Below are 17,861 nucleotides of genomic sequence, written 5' to 3'. Positions count from 1 at the left end.
ATCCGATCCGAGAAATCTTAGGTCCGCATGCCGCCCTCGAGCCGGTCGATAGGCGGCGGAGTGGGGCGGATCTCGAAGTGCCGAGGCGTGCCGCAGGTGGTCGGCCTGCGTTCAGCGCTTGGGAGGTGACGGCTGCCCCTCTGTTGGTCGGCTAGTGCAGGGCCCGCGTGGCTTCGGCGTGGATCTCGTGGGCGGCGGCGTCGAGCAGCGTGGAGTGGAGCTTCCACTGGTGCCAGTGCAGGGGGACGTCGAGGTGCTGGCCTGGGGCGAGGTCGACGAGCTGTCCGGCGGCCACGGCCGCGTGGGCGTGTTCCGCCGGGAGCATGGCCCAGCCGAGGCCGAGTCGTGTGGCGACGGCGAAGTCGGCCGAGGCGGGGACGAAGTGTTGGGGCGGGTTCAGGGTGCGGCGGGCGAGGCGGCGGGAGAACCGTTCCTGCAAGGTGTCCTTACGGTCGAAGTCCAGGCGTGGGGCGCGACCCAGTGCGGCGGCGGTCAGTCCGTCGGGGCACCAGCGGGCGGCGTAGGCGGGTGTGGCGTAGGCGCGGTAGCGCATCCGCCCCAAGGGGGTGGAGGTGCACCCCGGCACGGGGTTCGCGTCACCGGCCACGGCTGCCATCACGGCGCCGGAGGCCAGCAGGTCGGCGGTGTGGTCCTGGTCGTCGCGCACGAGGTCGAAGACGACCGGTTCGCGGGCGGCGACCCGCGCGAGCGGGGGGAGGATCCACGTCGCGAGCGAGTCCGCGTTGACGGCGATGGCCAGCGTGGTGGGCCGGTCATGCGTGGTCTCGGTGCCGAGCCGGCGCAGCGTCTCGTCCTCGAGCAGGGTCAGCTGCCGTCCCAGGCGCAGCAGGGCCTCGCCGGCTTCGGTGGCGCGCACCGGCTTGGAGCGGACCACGAGCACTCGGCCTACTCGCTGCTCGAGGGCCTTGATGCGCTGGCTGACCGCACTGGGGGTCAGGTGCAGCGACCGAGCGGCCGCGTCGAACGTGCCGTCCCGGACGACGGCGGTGAGCGTCTCGATCAGCTCGGAGGGGATCATCATCAATCAGCCTAATGGTTCTGAAGAATTCTGAACTGGTCTATGAACTCCCCTCGTCCCTACGCTCGCGTCATGAACTCACCCAACCTTGCCGCTGCTGCCGTGTCAGGCCTCGGGCTCGGCCTGGGTCTGATCGTCGCGATCGGCGCGCAAAACGCGTTCGTGCTGAGGCAGGGCATCCGCCGGGAGCACGTGCTGGTGGTGGTCGTGATCTGCATCGGATCCGACGCGGCCCTCATCGCCGCCGGTGTCGGTGGAGCCGGGGCACTCTTCACTAGCGCGCCGTGGCTGGTCGGTGTCGCGACCTGGGCCGGCGCGCTGTTCCTGCTGGCGTACGCGGCGATGGCGGCCGCGCGCGCGTGGCGAGGTCCCGCCCGCGAGGGGCAGGCACTCCGCGTCGACGCCGGCCCTGACGATCGCCCGATGCCGGACGTGGCGACCGGTGGCGTACCCGCGACGCACGTCGCGGGGGGCGGATCGGTCCCGTCGGCGGCCGCCGGGACGACCCTCACGGCGCAGGTGCCAGCCCCGTCCGCGCGGCGACCGCGCGGTCGCCTGGGTGTCGTGGCGACCACGCTGGCGCTGACCTGGCTCAACCCGCACGTCTACTTGGACACCGTCGTCCTGCTCGGCTCCGTCGGCTCGACCCACGGGCAGGCGCGATGGGCGTTCGCCGCCGGCGCCATCGCCGGGAGCACGCTGTGGTTCTCCAGCCTTGGGCTCGCCGCACGGGTCCTGGCTCCGGTCTTCGCGCGGCCACGCGCGTGGCGCATCCTCGACGGCATCATCGCTGCGGTCATGACGTGCATCGCGATCGCTCTCGTAGCCGGTGCCTGACGTGGTCGGCTTTCCAGCGCATCCACGGGTGGCGTCGCGGCAGCCCCCGAGCGAAGACACCGGCCAATGATCTGCTGCCAGTTCGTCTTCGCTCCCGGCGGGTACGACGAGGAGTTCCACCGCCTCGACCAGGAGATCGACGCCTACGCCCGCGCCCTGCCCGGATTCGTCAGCGCGCAGACGTGGACCGCTCCCGAGCGCGGCCTGGTCAACGCCATCTACTACTTCACCGACACGGCCTCGGTCCGAGAGCTCGCCCGCTTCCCCGCCCACCGAGAAGCCAAGGACCACGTCCACCGCTGGTACCAGGGCTACCAGGTCGTCATCAGCAACGTCACCGCCACCTACGGAGACGACCGACTCACCACCCACCCGTGAGCGCCCGCCGGTCACATCCACCCCACCGGCATCCCCGGACGGCTCGCGGCGGAATGCCGCAGGTAGCAAGGGGCCCTTCCAATCGCGCTGGCGACTTGGGACACTCGGCCATGGGGATGTCCGAGCCTGAGATTGCAGCACTGGTCGGGGTGGCCGTACTCCTGAACGGTCTCGGGGTACTGGCCTGGCGCCGAGGCGTGGTCGGCAGGTGGTTCATGTGGGGGCTCGGCCTTGCGCTGCTCGTGATTCCTGTCGACCCGATGCAACTGCCCGGCGTCAGTACAGCCGGATGCGTCGTCGCGCTTGCCCTCACCCCAGTCGGTCCCGTTGCTCTTCTTCGACATCGCGCGAATCACAAGGCGTTGCCAGCCCGCTAGCCGGGCGCTCTACGCGGCGGATCGACGCACAGGGCTGAGGTCACGGCCGCAGCCTCAAGAGATCCTTTCGAGGGTGAAGAAGATGAAGCCGATGAAGCGGGTCGGGTCGGTCTCGGAGTCCGGCAGCAGCTCGCGCGGGGTGTCCGGGGCCACCGGCGGTTCGCTGATCGCTGCGATCCTGAAGCTGGCGGCGGTGAACGCCTCCGACATCGCGCTCAGCGACCGGTACCAGATGGTCAGGGTGGCCGTGACGCCGTCGAAGTCGTACTCCTCGGCGTTCGGCACGGTCGCGAAGTAGTCGACGTCGGGGTACATCACCGGCGGGATGGTCGGGTGGTTGACCACCACGACCAGGCGACCGCCGGGCGTCAGCACCCGGGCCAGCTCGGACAGCGGCCGCGACCAGTCCTCGAGGTAGTGCAGCACCAGGACGGCCAGCGCGTCGTCGAACGCCCCGGACTCGTACGGGAGCGACTGCGTCAGGTCTGCCACCCGGAGGTCTGCCTCGGCCCCGAGCCGTTGCCGAGCGAGCGCGATCATCGCCGGGCTCGCGTCGAAGCCGGCCACGCGCGCGCCGCGCTTCAGGAGGTCGGCGACCAGCGGCCCGGAACCGCACCCGGCATCGAGGATGCGCCGCCCTGCGACGTCGCCCAGCAGGTCCAGCACGGCAGGGCGGGCGTACCACCGGTTGAACAGTCCGTGGTCGTTCGCCCGCGCGTACGCCTCGGCGAAGGCGTCGTAATGGTCGGGCTGCTGTTCGACGGTCTGGGGTTCGGGCGTCATGCCACGCCACTGTGCCAAACCACGTGGCGGGGGCGCGCACCTGCCGGGCACCAGTACTTGCGTGTCGAGAAGTGAACATGAGGTTCTGACGAGCAGTCGCCCGCGGGTATCCAGCCAATCCCCTAGCCTTCAGGCGGCGGGGAGACGCATCGTCGACTTCCACTCCCGCGAGGAGTCGAGACGACTTACTCTCCGGTCATGGATCCTCTTGATGACCTGCCCGAGGAGTTCCGTTCTGAAGTGATCGCGGCCGTGAGTGCGGCGCTCGAGGTGGACCTCGAGGCGGCAGAACACATCGTCCGGGCCTCGGAACCGATGTGGAACGCTCTCGAAGATGCAGGCGGCTTGGTCGACTCGTGGGGCGGCGGAGAGTTCTGTTATCTCTTCCCGAAGATGTGCGCGGCGCTCAAGGCCACCGCGACCTGACCCCTTCCGTTTGGTCTTGATGCAGACGTCGTAGTCAAGGCAGTCCGGCAGGCGGCGCAGTGACGCAGGCGGAAGCAGCCACTGCAGCTGTCGGCATGCACCCGCAGAGAGGCACCTAGGGCTTCTCGAGCGCCACGTCGTCTGCAATGTCTTCCATAGGAATCTCGACGTTCACCATGACCTGTCGGGCTTGGGCCGACTTGATCTCGTCACGCAGGGTGTCAGGGATGTCGACGACGACCAGTTCGATGCCGAACTGGTCGGCCGCCGAACGCACCCAACCGGTGATCGAGCCGCGAGCCTCTTCGCTGGCGAAGACAGCAATCGCTCGTGAGTTGCTCAATCGAGGGTCACGCTTGAGAAGAGCCAGTTTGAGGATGTCCTGGCTGATCTTCTTGATCTGCGCACCCCTGAGCTTGCCCTGCCTCGCGTACGCCTCAACCAAGATGCTCTCGTCGTCTGAGCAAGCATCCAGTCGGACGAAGCTGCCCCCGAGCACAGTCACTCGCTTTGGCTTCAGGGCGCCCTCGAGGCCGAGCTGTGCCGTCAGGGCTTCGACAATTGCGCTTTCTGCACTCCGCTGGACTGCTGAATCACTCAGGTGCTCACTCGTCATCGGCCGACCCTACGACGAGCCGGGCATCCAGGTGTGTGGTCCCCAGAGCTTCGACTTCGGCGCGGCCACGTCACCGAGGCGACACCTGCTGGCGGCGAAAGGACGCGCACCGCGGCACGGCTCCGCGCGTCAGAGCCGGCTGCGGGCTGAGCGCCCTGGCCAAATCCTTCGCGCATTACCTCGGTCCGACAACGACCTCACGGTTCCCCTCGGATTAGCCTTCCTTGATGACCGATGACGCGATCACAGATGCCGTCTTTCGAGGCGGCCTACGATGGAACGACCAGCTTGAATGACCCTCTTGCGGAGTACCAAGACCTGTCGTTCGACACCGATGCCGTCTTTCGCTACAAGCGGACGGTCGACAAGATCGAGCGCGTCAACGGCAAACTGTCGGTGGTCTACGAGTACCTGGGGCAAGTTGAGCAGTAGCTGGTAACGCGGCGGAAGGACGCCCGTGAGGTTGCTCGGTGGCGCGGCGTCCTCCGCGAGGCTCTGCCCTCCCGACCGCCACCTATGGCGTGTCGGCGCCGTGCGCCTAAGCCAAAGTCGTCCGACTCCCATCGGGATTCCAGACCTCGACTCGTCTCGTGTGTTGAGCGATATCGGGGACAGCGTTGATCACAGCGATCTCGGCGACCTCGCGTTTCGTGTCGAATACCGAGACTCGCTGCAGCGTGTTGCTGCCGCGGGTGTGGTTGACGTGTCGCACGGCGCCAGTGTTGATCGCGGCAAGTCGTTTGGTACCTGTGCTCTGTCAGCAGGGACCGGGTATCGAGGGTCAGCACAAGCCGTGGTTGGTCGGCATAGGCCGCGTGCAGGTCTTTCAAGCGCTTCGGCGTCGGCGCAAAGAAGACATGCCGGTTGAGCTGCTCGAGCCAATCCGGGACGGTCATGTCGGTCAGGGCGCGCTCGAGCATCGTGACGTTCAAGGGGTGTTGGTCGCGTAGGTATGCGACGCCGTACACGGGGTGCCACAAGGGGACGGTCGCCGAGCGGCGCTCACGCAGGAGGCGGTGGCGTTGGCCCAGTGGAACCCCCCATCGCTCGAGGAGGGCAGCGACGCTGAGCAGCCCGTGCTCCTTGATGCTCGGCCAAGCATCCGGTCCGTGGGCCAGGTGGTAGCACCTCGGATAGCGAGATGAGAACTCGTCGTCCTGCATCTGCGCGCCCCCTTCACTTGCCCGCACTGAGTGCCGAGCCTAGGTCCGGGCCGGCTCAGGACCGAAGGGGCTTAGGCCTCTGGCAAGGGCAAGCGAGTAGGTTGCCGGGTTCTCGCGGCGGTAGGACGCGGACCAACGTCGTTCTCATCTGCCGAGCAGAAGACCCTTGTCGGGCAGAGGTCGGAGCTAGCCGGTGCCTGGCGGGACGTGTCCGGTGGGCGGCGGTGAACGCGAGGATGTCGCCGCTGGCCGCAGCGACCTCGGCCTTGTCGCACCCCCCCGCTGTACATCCTTACTTGGATTGCCGGGCGGCGTTGTGGCCACAGCCGACGGATCCGGTTGGGTGGTTCCTGCGCTGTGCGGTCAGGACGCGTCGTCGAAGCCGGCGGCGGCCACGGCTTGCGCGATTCGCTCATGGCCGGCGCGGGTTGGGTGGATTCCACCGATGCTCGATGGTTGGGTGCCGTCAGGCCCGTTGATCGAGGGTAGGAGGTCAACGCAGCGCACCGATCGGGCCTGGGCCAGTACGCAGATCGTCGCATCGAGCTTCCGGATGGCCTTGGAGTAGATCTTGACCATTGCTTGTTCGTTGGCGGAGGTGTCGGCGTAGCCCCACGCCTCCGCGGGTGAGTCCTCGAGCAGGGTGTTGGCGTACGTGACGACCCGGATCCCGTTGGGAGACCCGCCGCGGAGGGTGAGCACCTCGTCAAGAATGGAGCCGAGGTTGTCCTCGACGCGTCCTCGGCCCGCCTCGAGGCACGTGGCGGCGTCAGCGAAGGTGCACGGGCCTTGCCAGTCGTTGTTGCCGACCTGGATGACCACCATGCTCGCCGTGGTGACCAGGTCGCGGGTGGTGGGATGCCCTGCACCTCGCGCAGCAGGTCGGCGCTGGTCACGTTGTCGTTGCTGGCGCGGTTGACCGCCGCGACGGGATGCCCGAGCGCGGTGGTGGCGAGGTCGGCGAGTACCAGCACGTAGCTGCGACAGTTCGGGTCCTGCTGGCACGGGCCACCGGCACCGGGCACGGAGTCGCCCAGCCCCAGGACGAAGGGACCGCTCGGCGCACCGGTGGCACTTGGGGATGCCGCAGTTGCCGCCGTGGTCGTCGAGGCGAGGGCGCCGCTCGTCACCGTGGCCGGGGGCGAGCCGGCCCCGCAGCCGGCGGACGCAACCACCGCGGCGACAGCGGCAGCGGTGCACGCCGCGACGGCGCGGGAGTGAGCCACGGCGAGAATCGTCCTCAACCCCGGAGTGCGCGGTCACTGGCCCGATCGAGCCATTGCCCTGCGGGGATACTCCGAGGTCGGCCGTCCGCGAATCGCCAAGTGGCCGCACTGAAACGTCCGGATCTGCCGCGAGTAGGACGGTCGTCACGCGACGGTGTGACTCAGGCTCGGCGACCGCATCGATGCGACGGCTCGGCGTTGAAGGCAGACTGCGAAAGAGTGGCAACCATTGAGGATGTCTGGCCAAGGATCGAGCGGCACGCTGGTGGCGAGTTCAAGACCGTGACCGGGCTTCGGTTCACCTATCGGGCGCCAGGGCAGTTCATCCGGGTGTCCCGCGAGGGGCGCGAGATCAACCGCGTCCTGTCTCGTACCAACTTCGCGAAGGCGCTGCCGAGCATGCCGGCGAGCAATCCGAGCCAGCTCAAGGGCCGACAAGGATCCGCCTACGTCTGTGCAATCCTCATGGACCCACGCATTCGTCAGTCTGACTGGTGAGCCCTGTTGCGCGGCGAGGGCGGCTCACCACGCGCGGCCGCGACGTCATACGGAGTTGTCCTCATGGAGTGGTCGAGAACCGGGCTGAGGGCGGCGGGATTCGAGGGCTTCGTGACCTTAGAGTCCCTTCCCCAGGCAGCAGTGCCCAGGTCCGCCGGGGTCTACGTCGTGATTCGCGAGAGTGTCGGCGCTCCGCGGTTTCGTGCCACCAGCAGGGCCGGGTGCTTCAAGGGGAAGGGCCCGTCAGTGGATGTGACGACGCTCGAGCGCGCTTGGGTGTCGGGCGCCTCAATCCTCTACATCGGGAAGGCCTCGGCCGGATCTTCCGGGCGTCGCGGACTCGCGAAGCGCCTCAGCGAGTGCAGACGCCACGGTGAGGGCGAGCCGGTGGGACACTGGGGCGGCCGGTACATCTGGCAGCTGCAGGACAGCGACGATCTCCTCGTCGCCTGGCGCGAGACTCCCAATGTCGACCCCGAAGATGTTGAATCAGAGCTCATAACCAGCTTCGGCGCTGAGTGGGGAACCCGGCCGTTCGCCAACCGCAAGGTCGGTCGCACCGTTCGGCCCGGGTAACTCTGCTCGCGGCGAAAAGCAGCACGGACGCCACTGCCGAATGGGGATCCTGCACTACGGCTCCCTGACCCGACCTCTGCACTGACCTGCTTCGCGAGGCACCCCTGTTGCTAGAGGACGTCGTCGGGGTTAGATACGGGGATGGCGAACCTTACGACGGCGATGAAGGACGAGGCCAGCGCGGTCTGGCAAGCGCGAGAAGCTGCCGCCGTCCGCGTCCACTCGATGATCCTCCCTCAGATCAACCGTTTCGAGATCGATCTGGGAGTGCCGATGACACAGATCCCAGCCTGGGGGAACTTTGGTGCGCCAGGCTTCCACATTCAGGCGAGCCCGCTGATTGGACAGTCGTCGGCCGACTATCTAGCCAAACTGGACTACTTCTCCTGGCAAGCGATGAACAACGTTAGCCATTACGTCGACCTCGAACCGACCTTCTTGCCCACCCCGTTTCCGCTCGAAGCGCTTCAGGACTACAACAACTCACCTATCCCCGACATAGATCTCGGGATGGAGGCCTTCACGCTCTATATGCGGGCAAAGAGGGGGCCAGCGAAGGGCACGCTCATCGGTGGCCCAGGTCAGGGAACGCACTCCTACACAGCTCCACCCAACAACTGGCAAAGTGATCATGCAGTGGACATCGGCCTGCCTGAAGGCACTCCAATCCTCGCGGTAGCCGATGGGAAGGTCTGCTCTGGATGCGGGTTTGGCGAGCACGGAGGAGGCCCTCGTTTTCAGGGCGAGCGTCTCACTCTCAACTACGGAACCGGATTAGCCAGAAGCGCCTACTACGCCCACTTAAGCAAGATCATTGTGCGGCCAGGGCAGTCCGTACGACGGGGGCAGGTGCTCGGGTACTCGGGACGTGCCAACGGCGTTGACCACTTGCACTTCGCCACCGACCGTTTTGATCCACTTAAGATCGTCAAGTCCTCTCGCGTCAGGCCGTGGAAGGGCACGCTCTGAGTACACATAGGGTGGGAAACACAGCCAATGCGGGACCCGGAGCGATTCCCATATGGGCCCCAGGCGGACCGATGCTCCCAAAGGGGCGGGAACGCGCGTGGTCACAGCCACCGGCCGACTGCGTCTGCAGGCGGCGGTGTGGGTCACATCTACACACGCCGTTCCGTTTCGATCCACTCCGCGTTGAGGGCGACCTCGTCGGCTCGTGAGGTGTGCAGGTCGGTCGCGAAGTCCGTCCCCGAGGATTGCGTGCCGACAGGTGCAGAAGGACGGATGCGCTCGCTAGGTGTGACTCTGGCGTCAGTCCGTTCTGGCGAGGATGCCAATTGAGCAATCGTCGTCGGTTCCCTCGCGAACCTGAAGGTCCATGATTCGCTTGAGTTCCTTCTTGTGCGCAGGATTGGCGACGGGGTAGATGGGGGCTTCGGATACGATTCGGAGGAGGGTCCTGCAAGCTCTCGCTAAAGCACGGCTCTCGTAGTTGTACAGGCTGTCTGCTGTGCCGTCCGACATCAGGATGAAGCCGGAGTAGTCCTCGATCTCGCCGCTAACGACCTGCATCGAGGAAGCCGCGTCCCTCGACGTAACGAAGGTTGTCACATTGGCAAACTCACCATTGTCGGGGAGGGTGACAACTTCGAGTTCCATGTTGCGCTCGGCTCCAATGACTCCGTCCCCAATCTGCACCGCGACGAAGAAGCGCTCGGTGACAGCCACGCAGAGGAACGTGGATGCGAGATCCTTTATGTCGCATCCCAGTCGAGCCGCCGCCTTCGTTAGTTCCTCGACGAGGTATCCGTGAAGCGCGCCTGCGTCGAGACTCGGAGTCGACGCCTGTCCGGAGCTGAGAAGCTCGATCGCGAAGTTGCACCCCGCATTGACGACTACCTGTGCGCCATGCTCTGAGAACTTGGCCGACCCGGCGCCGTCCGCGATGCATAGAACCTTCACGCCGTTCCGGGACTTATACTGGAACCGATCTTGACCTGGCTTGCCGTCCAGCACATGGCTCTTGCCGCGCACCTGGTAGGCATACTCGCGCCACTTTCCTCGCATCAAGATCAGCCTTGAAACATCTCTTTGTAGTTTCTGTACTTGTCGAGCTTGCCAGGGGAAACGGTGTGCTTGAGGGCCTCGACAGGAACCAGCTCCTCGATGTCCTCGGGCTCAATCTCGGGACCTGCCTCAGACCCCTCGGACGCCGACCTCGACATGGAGTCCGAGAGAACCTTGAAGAACTCGCGGAAGCTCGAAAGGCTCTCCAACTGGAGTGGCGGAATCTCGGGGCTGAAGTCGACGAGGGTTTCCCAGTCAAGTACGCCGTCAACGCCGTCGCCGATTGCGATAGTGATGACGGTCAACTTCTTCTGGTGGGCCATCTCCTGGACCTGCTTGATTACGGCGGGTTGCTCCTCAACCCCGACGTTGGAATCGCCGTCCGTCATCAGGACAAGCGTCGGGCGAGCAGCACGGCGGCCCCCCGCTGCCTGCTTGTAGTACTCGCGCCTCTTTGCCAGCAACTCAAGGGCATCGCGTACCGCGCCGCTGATGTTCGTCCCGTCTCCCGTCAACTCAAGTCGAAAGTCTCGATCGACTCGATCAATGCTGGAGAAGGGCTGGACCACATCGGCCGTGCCACTGAACGCGATCAGGCACAAGTCAGCCCCGTATCGAGTACGCGGGTCGGCCTCAATGTCGCGGTAGAACTTCTTGAGAGCTGTCTCAAGGTCGGGCTTCTTGGTGCCCTCGCCCATGGACCCACTGCGGTCCACGCAGATGGCGATGGGGATCAGCTTCGAGCGATTGTTCGCCATGTCCTCATCGAGGATCTTGGTGCGCGCCATGGGCGTTCCCCTTTCTCGCAGGCCTTCCTGCGCTCGTTACAGATTCTTGAACCATCGCGCGATCCTCTGGCCAAGGGTCTCCGACGGCGTGGTTGGGGCCCGCCTGGTGGTGCCGGTGGACTTCGGCGTGGTCGTTGGCCTAGTGGTCGTGGAGGCTTTGGCCGCTGACTTCGGAACGCATTCCGCGGGGTAGGTTCCTCTAGGGCCCGTCTTGTGGGTTGTGGGGATGCTTATGTGGTTCCGCTCGTGCCACTCGACATTGCCGTGGGTGATGAACGGCTTTCCGCAGCGCTCGCACAGTCGGGTGGGGTCTAGTGACTCCCGCCGCGCACTACGACATGACCAGCAGAGCCCGGCTTCTAGCGATTCTGGCTCTCGTGCCTCGCCGCAGCTCTGGCAGTGCGGGAGACACTCATTGCAGGCCGAAGGGGTGCGGAACTCCTTGTCGGGACCGTCGCCGACGCTGTACTGAGCAATCGACTTCTGCCGGCCGCACTGAGGGCAGCCGAGCAGCTTCGCACCGCCCTCCGCCTTGCGGCGGATGGGGAAGATCTCCAGTGACTGCGGATCGACGTAGCGATTGTTGAGGTTCTTCTTGAAGTCTTCGAACGCACTGATCCATTCCTCAACGGTGACACGCTGGGCGGGTTGATACCGCGATCCATCGCGGTGGAAGGAGTTCCAGAAAAGCCCTTTGAGTTGGTACGAAAGGTGGCTCCACACGTAAAGCCACCGTAGGGGTGGCTGTAGATCTCTCTCGGACTTGCCTTCAAACCCATACGGGAAGAGGCCAGACTTGATGTTCTGGATCGTGTCGTCCGAGCCGCTGTTCTCGTAGGGGAACGTGCCGGTCATCATGATCATGAACAGCATGACCGCGACCGCGAAGTATTCGTGCTCGATGGACCGTAGCCCTTGGACGCCGCCGAGGATTTCCGGCGCCGTGAACTCGTCCCACCCCACGGGGCACGGGTAGCCCTCAATCTGGACTGAGTCGATGTCAATGATCCAGGCGTCCTTCTGGTTGCCCAGCATGACGTTGTTCGGGTTGATGTCACCAATGAGGATGTTGAGGTCGTGCAGCGACTTCACCCTCTTGAGGAAGGACAGGCAGACGTCTATGAGGTCGCGGCGGGTCCAGCCCGGGTACAGGCGGTCGAGCTCTTGGGGGATGAAGATGGTGTCGTTGAGCACATGTGCGTCTTGTGCGCGGCGCATCGTGAAGCCGACGAACTCACCCTCGAAACTCACTGTGGACTCAGGAAAGCAGATGCCAGCGAGCCACACCTTGTGTTGAACCATGAGTTCAACCTTCTGCTTGCGGTGTGTGGTGACCTTGCCCTTCTTGAAGATCTTTGCGACGAGGTGGGGCTCTTCCTCGATCTCGTAAACGCTTCCTTCCTTGCCGCGAGAGATGCGCTCGCCGAGCACCAAGTGACCACTCACTCCGGGACGTTCGAAGCTTGCCTCATCACCTTCGCCCGGGAAACTCCGCACCGCCAAGGCCTCATCCGGCGGCCTGAGTGCAGTGGATGGAGCGAAGGGCGTTGCTGGTGCTTCACGTCTGCGACTGGAAGCCCTCCTGACTTGGGCCGTCCGCTTTGGCTTCGGGTGTACGCCGAAGGCACTCGGCCATTCTTTGAGCACCCCAGACAGTCGGTCGTATTCATCGGCCTTGCCAGGCTTGTCGGCAAGCAACCTCTTCTTGCTCATGCCCTTGGCAAGCATGAATGCAGGGTTCTCAACTTCGACCAGTCCGTCCGAGGTTGCCGCACCAGCAGCGTGAGAACTGTCTTCTCTCTTGCCGAGAAGTCGCACTTCGAGCTTCACGGTGATGTCAGCTGTCAAGAACAGGACTTCCCAGCCCATCTCGGATGCGACCCTGGCGATCGTGGTGAACTCGGGGTCAGCGTCGAAGTCTTTGAAGCCTCCGAAGTCGGTCGTCGCGAACCCATCGCTGACGAGATCCTCAACCAGGTCTTTCGCTTGCTTCGCGCGCTTGGCCAACTCAGGGTCTTTCCGCACACGCCAAGGGGAGGTTTGGTTGGTCAGTTCGTTGAGGACTGCCTTCGGGATCACCAGCGGATTCTTCTCGAGCTTCTCTGCGCAGTTCATCACCAACTGTGGAACGCCGCCCGCGTAGCCCTCCCGGCTCTCCAGGAGCGCCGACGTGTCAACGACGATCCTGCGATTTCCCGTGAGGTACTCCCTCGGATCGAGCATTTGTACATCGAGTGTGCTTTCGCTGCCGTCCGCCATCCCTGAAGACTCAGTTCGTGTTTCCGGGCAGCGGAGTTGCCCACGGCTCATCCAGAGCCCCGGCGCCGCCTGCGTCAAATGGGGACTCGGGCGGAATGTCGATGAGGGGTGGCGTCACGACTGGGGGTGGCTCGGGCTCATGCTCGGACTCCGCGGCGCCCGGGCGAGGCTTCTGCTTGTTCCGCGTGACGACGATCTCCGGTTGCTCCACCGAGTTCCCGCTGACGTCATGCATCGCACTCTTGATCCGGTCGATTAAGTCCTTCTTCTTGCTGTCGATGGCAACGCCCGAGTCCTCACCGAGAATGTAGTCGCGGTACTCCTTGATCAGGCTCCTGATGACGACGTGCTTGAAGTTCTCCTCGTCCTTTCGATACAGGAAGTCGTTGAAGAAGGCAATGCTGACCGAAAGGTATTCGTGGAACCTGTCGTCGTGCTGCAGGAGCGAGCCTCGGATGGCGTCGTTCGCTTCGGTGGCGATACGAGTCAGGTAGTCGCGGAGCCGGCCGAGTTGGTGCTCATAGTTGCCGACCACGCCAAGCACTTCGCGAATGTTCTCCCGCTCCGGATTCTTCGCACCGGGATTGACCAAGAAGGTTTCCCGCGGGTTGGAGAGTTCCTTGAGGTGATTAGAAATCTGCAGGAAGACGTTGTTGCGGAAGCTGAACTTGACGTCCTTCAGAAGCGCAAGTGCTGAGTCCAAGTCGTCGTCCTGAACGGTGCCGGCAAACTCAACGGAAAGGCGGTCAATCACGACATCCGGATCATCATCGGGGGCGACTTGGAGTTTCCTATCTAGGTCACCGGTGTTGTCGAAGAAGATGCGGATGATGTCGTTCTTGAACTGCGTGACTTGATCGTCGTAGAACACGTCCAGCCCGCTGTACTGGGCGATGATCTCCCGCCGAAGCCGCTGGGCCTCGTTGCGGTACCAGTTGTAGTAGTCCTTCTGGCCGCGTGCTGCTGACTCCCACTCGTCTTGCCCCATGAAGAATCCGTCTTGGATCCAAGCGTCTGACTGATCGTGGATCCTGGCGACGTCCGCGTCGAAGGCCACGTACCAGTCGCTGTGCTCGTCGGCTTGGTCGTCCAGTTTCTTCTGGAAGATGTTGTATTCGTGGATCAGGCCGCTAGCGATGCGGTTGATCTGCTTTAGAACTACGGCCGCGGGAATCGGGATCAGGCGGAGGAGGTGTGTCAGTGTGCGGTTCAGTTCCGCCAGCGTTCCGGTCACGTCGGCCTCGCTGGCTTCGCTGGCCAGCGCGTAAGCGAAGACCTCTTGGTCCATCGTCGGCAGTCGATCGCTCACGCGCTGCAAGAGGGAGTCAAATAGGTCTGCCACAGACAAGTCGTCGATGGCCGTGTATTCGAGCACCTCGATGCGGTCCGAGCTTGCGCTGTTGATCTTGCGCTCGAAGTCGTCCTTGAGGGTCTCGACAGTCTCGCTCAGACCCTCGGTGACATTGATGCCAGCGGTGATCAGGTCGCCGCGTCGCTTGATGCCAGGCTGGATGCGTCGGAGATGGTCGATGTTGCTCGCGATGCCTTGCTTTGCATAGCCCTCTGCGTCTGTGGGACGCATGATGGGGAAGATCTGGTCGACGCCGTCCTCAAGACCATGCAGGTGCATGTCGGCAACCGACTCGCCGATCTCGCCAAGCCCGGGGAGGTCGACGAGACCAATCTTTAGGCCTTCGATCCGGGGGAATGGGCAGAAGATCTTCACCGACTTGACCGCGATGTAGGAGCGGTTCGGTGGAGTGCCGGTCGACTTCTGCGCGTCGAGGTCCTCCTTGGTCGGGTATGCAACGTAGCTGCGGAGGTCACCAAGGGCGACCTGCTTCATGCTGCCGGTGAGGAGGGACTCATAGGTGCTGAGGCTCCTCTGCGCGTCGAGCAGTCTGCTCAAACTGTCGGTGCTGACCGAGTCGACGTTTGTCCCGAGCGTCTCGGGGAATTTGGCCGTCCGCAGGCCAGCCAGGGTGTCGACCGCCAGCGGCGTGTCGAGGTGCCTGTTGACGATCTCAAGCAGAGGCTGAACGTACTCAGTGACGAATGTCTTCTGGTCGCGGAACGTCACCTCGGCGCGTTCGTCGGCACTGTTGAAGATCTCCGACCGCACGGCTGTCACGGGGAGGCCCTTGCCGGTGGGGATCTGCGTGTCCGTCAGGCCAGAGAACTTCTGGAGGGTCGTGGACTTGCCTACGCGAGCCTCACCGGACACGCCTATGTTGACGGTGTCCCTGCTGAACCGCACCCGGAGCGCTTCCAGGGCCTCTTCGCGAGTACCGAACGAGGCGAGCAGTCGGTTCAGGTCGTCGATCGCGCCTTCGATGCGCTGGAGGGCGTCCTGGTCCGCCTCCATCTGCTTGAGCTCAGCGAGCAGTGAGAGGAGGTGCTCGACATCGCCCTTGCGGCGTGCGGCGTGGTCGACCTCGCGTTGAACGGCGGGGAGAAGCCCTCGGCGAGTAGCCAAGATGCTGTCGACGCGCTCGACGAGCACGCGCAACTGCTCGCTGTTGGTACTCAAGATGCCTCCCGCTCGAAACGTTGAGGCAAGTCTGGCAGTGAGGTACGACACTTACCGGTTCGACCGGCCCTTATGGCGCCAGGGCCGCGCGAACTGCCTCCGTACGTTGCCATAGGAACTTCCTCTCCACCTAGGCAACTCGGTCCACGGATGACGTACGTGCACGGCCTAGCTCACGCTCAAGTCTATTGATTTCGTGTGCGACCTCGTGTGCGACCTCGGGCCGTCAGTGCGCCTTGACCTGGACTCCCGCCAGAGCCCGCACTTCAGACGCTGAGAAGCGTCGATGCCCTCCCCTCCCAACGTTCGAATCGAGCTCAGCTTCCCCTTGCGGCCAGCACGCACGTGTCGGTCGCTCGACCATTTGCATATTGCGTGGGGAGGAGCCCCTTCTGGGCGGTGTGACGCGGGCTGCGTGCGTCAGGGGAGAGGCAAGACCAGCGTCGCGTGGCCGTTCTCGCTATGAGCTGGGCGGGCCCTGACGGTTGGGGCGGCTGATCGTGGATGATCTGTCCCGTGCAGCGGATTCCGGTGGTGCTCGATGTCGACACGGGCGTCGATGACGCCTGCGCCCTCCTCCTCGCGGCTCTCCATCCGGGGCTCGATGTGCGGGCGGTGACGTGCGTCGGCGGCAACGCGCCGCTGGCCGACGTCGTGCGCAACACCCTGCTCGTCCTCGAGACCGCCAACAGGACCGACGTCCCGGTCGGCGTGGGCGCGTCCCGGCCGCTGCTCGAGCAGCCGGTCGACGCCCGCCACGTCCACGGCTCCGACGGGATGGCCGACCTCGGGATGCCGGCGCCGACCCTGCAGCCGGACGCCCGCATCGCCATCGACCTCCTGCGCGACACCATCGCCGCAACGGCCGACGCCGGCGAGCCGGTCACCCTCGTCCCGCTCGCCCCGATGACGAACATCGCCCTCCTGGCGCGCGTGCATCCCGAGGCCTTCGCGCGGATCGGCCGCATCGTCTTCATGGGCGGCGGCGCGAACGTCAGCAACGCGACGGCCGCCGCCGAGTTCAACGTCTTCCACGACCCCGAGGCCGCCGCCGTCGTCCTCGACGCCTGCGCCGCCCACGAGGTGCCCATCGCGATGTACGGCCTCGACGTCTTCTACGACCCCAAGGTCACCGACGCGGACGTCGAGCGGCTGCGCACCGTCGGCACTCCGGTGGCGCGGCTCGCCGCCGACCTCGTCTCCTTCCACCACCGGCGCTTCGCCAACGACGGCGCGACGATCGGCGACGCCGGTGCGGTGGCGATGCTCCTCGCCCCCGACGCCGTGCGCACCGAGCGGCGGCCCGTCCGCGTCGAGCTGTCGGGCACGTGGACGCGCGGGCGGACCATCGTCGACACCCGCGACTGGAGCGGCGACATGGCGCACGACCCCCACGGCGTCTCGCCCGCGATGGTCGACGTCGCGCTGGCCATCGACGGCCCGCGGGTCGCCCAGCTCTGGCTCGACACCGTGGGAGGGGAGGCCCGATGACCGGCCGCGTGCTCGTCCTCGGCTCGCTCAACGTCGACCTCGTGACCCGGGTCGAGTCCCACCCCCGCCCCGGCGAGACCGTCCTCGGTGAGGGCCTGAGCCGGCTCGCCGGCGGCAAGGGCGCCAACCAGGCCGTCGCCGCTGCGGCAGCCGGCGCCGACGTCGCGATGGTCGGCTGCGTCGGCGACGACGACGGCGGCCGCGCCTACCGCGAGCGGCTCGCCCGCCTCGGTGTCGACGTCGAGGGCGTGCGCGTCGTCGAGGGCGCGACCTCCGGCCACGCGCTGATCCAGGTCTCCGACGACGGCGAGAACTCCATCGTCGTCGTCCCCGGGGCCAACGACGAGGTCGGCGCCGCCGAGGTCGGCGCCATCCGCACGCTCGGCGAGGGCGACGTCCTCGTCCTCCAGCTCGAGGTGCCGGTGCCGGTCGTCTGCGAGGCCGCCCGTGTCGCCGCCGGCCGCGGCGCCCGGGTCGTGCTCAACGTCGCCCCGTGGTCCTCGCTCCCCGCCGACGTCATCGCCCTCGGCGACCCCGTCGTCGCCAACGAGCTCGAGATGCAGGCGCTCGCCGAGGCCGGCGCCGAGCCGGCCTCGCTGCTCGTCACGTTCGGGGCCAACGGCGCCTCGTGGGACGGCGTGACGATGCCGGCCCACCCGGTCGAGGGCGGCGCCGTCGACACGACCGGCGCCGGCGACGCGTTCGTCGGGGCCCTCGCCGCGGCCCTGGCGCGCGGTGCCACGCGCGAGGAGGCGCTCGACGCGGCCCTCGCCGCAGGGTCCGCCGCCGTCGCCCGCGAGGGCGCCCAGCCCGACCCCTACCTGTGAGTAACCTCGCGCGTCACGGAGC

At 65.5% G+C, this 17,861-nt stretch carries 17 protein-coding genes; 8 read left to right on the top strand and 9 right to left on the bottom strand.

Going from position 1 to position 17,861, the window contains the following annotated elements; all coding sequences use genetic code 11:
* Positions 1 to 151: 151 nt before the first annotated feature.
* Positions 152 to 1,042 carry a LysR family transcriptional regulator ArgP gene (locus tag HL663_RS18600; RefSeq protein ID WP_173029815.1) on the bottom strand — a complete coding sequence of 297 codons (891 nt, stop codon included), beginning with the start codon at positions 1,040 to 1,042 and terminating at the stop codon, positions 152 to 154.
* Positions 1,043 to 1,111: 69 nt separating this feature from the next.
* Between HL663_RS18600 and HL663_RS18595 the strand changes: the two genes are divergently transcribed.
* Positions 1,112 to 1,876 (top strand): LysE/ArgO family amino acid transporter, encoded by a 765-nt coding sequence (locus tag HL663_RS18595; RefSeq protein ID WP_173029814.1) that lies wholly within the window; start codon positions 1,112 to 1,114, stop codon positions 1,874 to 1,876.
* A 66-nt stretch (positions 1,877 to 1,942) separates the two neighbouring features.
* The gene (locus tag HL663_RS18590; protein WP_173029813.1) at positions 1,943 to 2,254 is read left to right on the top strand and encodes an antibiotic biosynthesis monooxygenase family protein; all 312 of its coding nucleotides are present in this window, start codon (positions 1,943 to 1,945) and stop codon (positions 2,252 to 2,254) included.
* Between the two features lie 431 nt (positions 2,255 to 2,685).
* Here the strand turns inward: HL663_RS18590 and HL663_RS18585 are convergent, their stop codons facing one another.
* Positions 2,686 to 3,414: a class I SAM-dependent methyltransferase gene (locus HL663_RS18585; protein WP_173029812.1), complete on the bottom strand. Its 729-nt coding sequence runs from the start codon at positions 3,412 to 3,414 to the stop codon at positions 2,686 to 2,688.
* A gap of 198 nt (positions 3,415 to 3,612) precedes the next feature.
* On the opposite strand from HL663_RS18585, the gene HL663_RS18580 reads away from it, so the two are divergent.
* Positions 3,613 to 3,840: a hypothetical protein gene (locus HL663_RS18580; RefSeq protein WP_173029811.1), complete on the top strand. Its 228-nt coding sequence runs from the start codon at positions 3,613 to 3,615 to the stop codon at positions 3,838 to 3,840.
* Positions 3,841 to 3,955: 115 nt separating this feature from the next.
* Here HL663_RS18580 and HL663_RS18575 read toward each other — a convergent pair whose 3' ends face one another.
* A complete protein-coding gene (locus HL663_RS18575; RefSeq protein ID WP_173029810.1) occupies positions 3,956 to 4,456 on the bottom strand; it encodes a hypothetical protein in 501 nt (166 codons plus the stop codon).
* Between the two features lie 234 nt (positions 4,457 to 4,690).
* On the opposite strand from HL663_RS18575, the gene HL663_RS18570 reads away from it, so the two are divergent.
* Complete coding sequence (locus HL663_RS18570; protein ID WP_173029809.1) at positions 4,691 to 4,888, top strand: hypothetical protein; 198 nt, start codon at positions 4,691 to 4,693, stop codon at positions 4,886 to 4,888.
* Here the strand turns inward: HL663_RS18570 and HL663_RS19515 are convergent.
* Together HL663_RS19515 and HL663_RS18565 are read right to left on the bottom strand one after the other, a co-directional pair.
* The gene (locus HL663_RS19515; protein ID WP_502709035.1) at positions 4,858 to 5,619 is read right to left on the bottom strand and encodes a DUF7002 family protein; all 762 of its coding nucleotides are present in this window, start codon (positions 5,617 to 5,619) and stop codon (positions 4,858 to 4,860) included. The genes HL663_RS18570 and HL663_RS19515 overlap by 31 nt on opposite strands.
* A gap of 363 nt (positions 5,620 to 5,982) precedes the next feature.
* Positions 5,983 to 6,444 (bottom strand): SGNH/GDSL hydrolase family protein, encoded by a 462-nt coding sequence (locus tag HL663_RS18565; protein ID WP_286175790.1) that lies wholly within the window; start codon positions 6,442 to 6,444, stop codon positions 5,983 to 5,985.
* 620 nt (positions 6,445 to 7,064) lie between these two features.
* Between HL663_RS18565 and HL663_RS18560 the strand changes: the two genes are divergently transcribed.
* Together HL663_RS18560 and HL663_RS18555 are read left to right on the top strand one after the other, a co-directional pair.
* Positions 7,065 to 7,343: a hypothetical protein gene (locus HL663_RS18560; protein WP_173029807.1), complete on the top strand. Its 279-nt coding sequence runs from the start codon at positions 7,065 to 7,067 to the stop codon at positions 7,341 to 7,343.
* Between the two features lie 717 nt (positions 7,344 to 8,060).
* Positions 8,061 to 8,888, top strand: a complete 828-nt coding sequence (locus tag HL663_RS18555) for a M23 family metallopeptidase (RefSeq protein ID WP_173029806.1) — start codon at positions 8,061 to 8,063, stop codon at positions 8,886 to 8,888.
* 300 nt (positions 8,889 to 9,188) lie between these two features.
* Here HL663_RS18555 and HL663_RS18550 read toward each other — a convergent pair whose 3' ends face one another.
* The 4 genes from HL663_RS18550 to HL663_RS18535 are packed head-to-tail and all read right to left on the bottom strand — an operon-like array spanning position 9,189 to position 15,494.
* A complete protein-coding gene (locus HL663_RS18550) occupies positions 9,189 to 9,944 on the bottom strand; it encodes a PP2C family serine/threonine-protein phosphatase (RefSeq protein WP_173029805.1) in 756 nt (251 codons plus the stop codon).
* A 5-nt stretch (positions 9,945 to 9,949) separates the two neighbouring features.
* A complete protein-coding gene (locus HL663_RS18545) occupies positions 9,950 to 10,732 on the bottom strand; it encodes a vWA domain-containing protein (RefSeq protein WP_173029804.1) in 783 nt (260 codons plus the stop codon).
* A gap of 36 nt (positions 10,733 to 10,768) precedes the next feature.
* Positions 10,769 to 12,991, bottom strand: a complete 2,223-nt coding sequence (locus HL663_RS18540; protein WP_173029803.1) for a protein kinase domain-containing protein — start codon at positions 12,989 to 12,991, stop codon at positions 10,769 to 10,771.
* 10 nt (positions 12,992 to 13,001) lie between these two features.
* Positions 13,002 to 15,494, bottom strand: a complete 2,493-nt coding sequence (locus tag HL663_RS18535; RefSeq protein WP_173029802.1) for a hypothetical protein — start codon at positions 15,492 to 15,494, stop codon at positions 13,002 to 13,004.
* A gap of 561 nt (positions 15,495 to 16,055) precedes the next feature.
* On the opposite strand from HL663_RS18535, the gene HL663_RS18530 reads away from it, so the two are divergent.
* Entirely contained in the window at positions 16,056 to 17,012 is a 957-nt protein-coding gene (locus tag HL663_RS18530; protein WP_286175788.1) for a nucleoside hydrolase, read from the top strand.
* Positions 17,009 to 17,839 (top strand): PfkB family carbohydrate kinase, encoded by an 831-nt coding sequence (locus HL663_RS18525; RefSeq protein ID WP_173029800.1) that lies wholly within the window; start codon positions 17,009 to 17,011, stop codon positions 17,837 to 17,839. Before HL663_RS18530 ends, HL663_RS18525 begins: the two co-directional genes overlap by 4 nt.
* The last annotated feature ends 22 nt before the right edge of the window (positions 17,840 to 17,861 follow it).

The organism is Arthrobacter sp. NEB 688 (assembly GCF_013201035.1).
Lineage (GTDB): Bacteria > Actinomycetota > Actinomycetes > Actinomycetales > Dermatophilaceae > Phycicoccus.
This window is presented reverse-complemented; position numbering and strand designations above follow the sequence as displayed.

What these genes read in the sequence shown, in the direction of transcription:
- HL663_RS18600 (WP_173029815.1), bottom strand. Translation starts at nt 1,042, where the DNA reads ATGATGATCCCCTCCGAGCTGATCGAGACGCTCACCGCCGTCGTCCGG.
- HL663_RS18595 (WP_173029814.1), top strand. Translation starts at nt 1,112, where the DNA reads ATGAACTCACCCAACCTTGCCGCTGCTGCCGTGTCAGGCCTCGGGCTC.
- HL663_RS18590 (WP_173029813.1), top strand. Translation starts at nt 1,943, where the DNA reads ATGATCTGCTGCCAGTTCGTCTTCGCTCCCGGCGGGTACGACGAGGAG.
- HL663_RS18585 (WP_173029812.1), bottom strand. Translation starts at nt 3,414, where the DNA reads ATGACGCCCGAACCCCAGACCGTCGAACAGCAGCCCGACCATTACGAC.
- HL663_RS18580 (WP_173029811.1), top strand. Translation starts at nt 3,613, where the DNA reads ATGGATCCTCTTGATGACCTGCCCGAGGAGTTCCGTTCTGAAGTGATC.
- HL663_RS18575 (WP_173029810.1), bottom strand. Translation starts at nt 4,456, where the DNA reads ATGACGAGTGAGCACCTGAGTGATTCAGCAGTCCAGCGGAGTGCAGAA.
- HL663_RS18570 (WP_173029809.1), top strand. Translation starts at nt 4,691, where the DNA reads ATGACGCGATCACAGATGCCGTCTTTCGAGGCGGCCTACGATGGAACG.
- HL663_RS19515 (WP_502709035.1), bottom strand. Translation starts at nt 5,619, where the DNA reads ATGCAGGACGACGAGTTCTCATCTCGCTATCCGAGGTGCTACCACCTG.
- HL663_RS18565 (WP_286175790.1), bottom strand. Translation starts at nt 6,444, where the DNA reads ATGGTGGTCATCCAGGTCGGCAACAACGACTGGCAAGGCCCGTGCACC.
- HL663_RS18555 (WP_173029806.1), top strand. Translation starts at nt 8,061, where the DNA reads ATGGCGAACCTTACGACGGCGATGAAGGACGAGGCCAGCGCGGTCTGG.
- HL663_RS18550 (WP_173029805.1), bottom strand. Translation starts at nt 9,944, where the DNA reads ATGCGAGGAAAGTGGCGCGAGTATGCCTACCAGGTGCGCGGCAAGAGC.
- HL663_RS18545 (WP_173029804.1), bottom strand. Translation starts at nt 10,732, where the DNA reads ATGGCGCGCACCAAGATCCTCGATGAGGACATGGCGAACAATCGCTCG.
- HL663_RS18540 (WP_173029803.1), bottom strand. Translation starts at nt 12,991, where the DNA reads ATGGCGGACGGCAGCGAAAGCACACTCGATGTACAAATGCTCGATCCG.
- HL663_RS18525 (WP_173029800.1), top strand. Translation starts at nt 17,009, where the DNA reads ATGACCGGCCGCGTGCTCGTCCTCGGCTCGCTCAACGTCGACCTCGTG.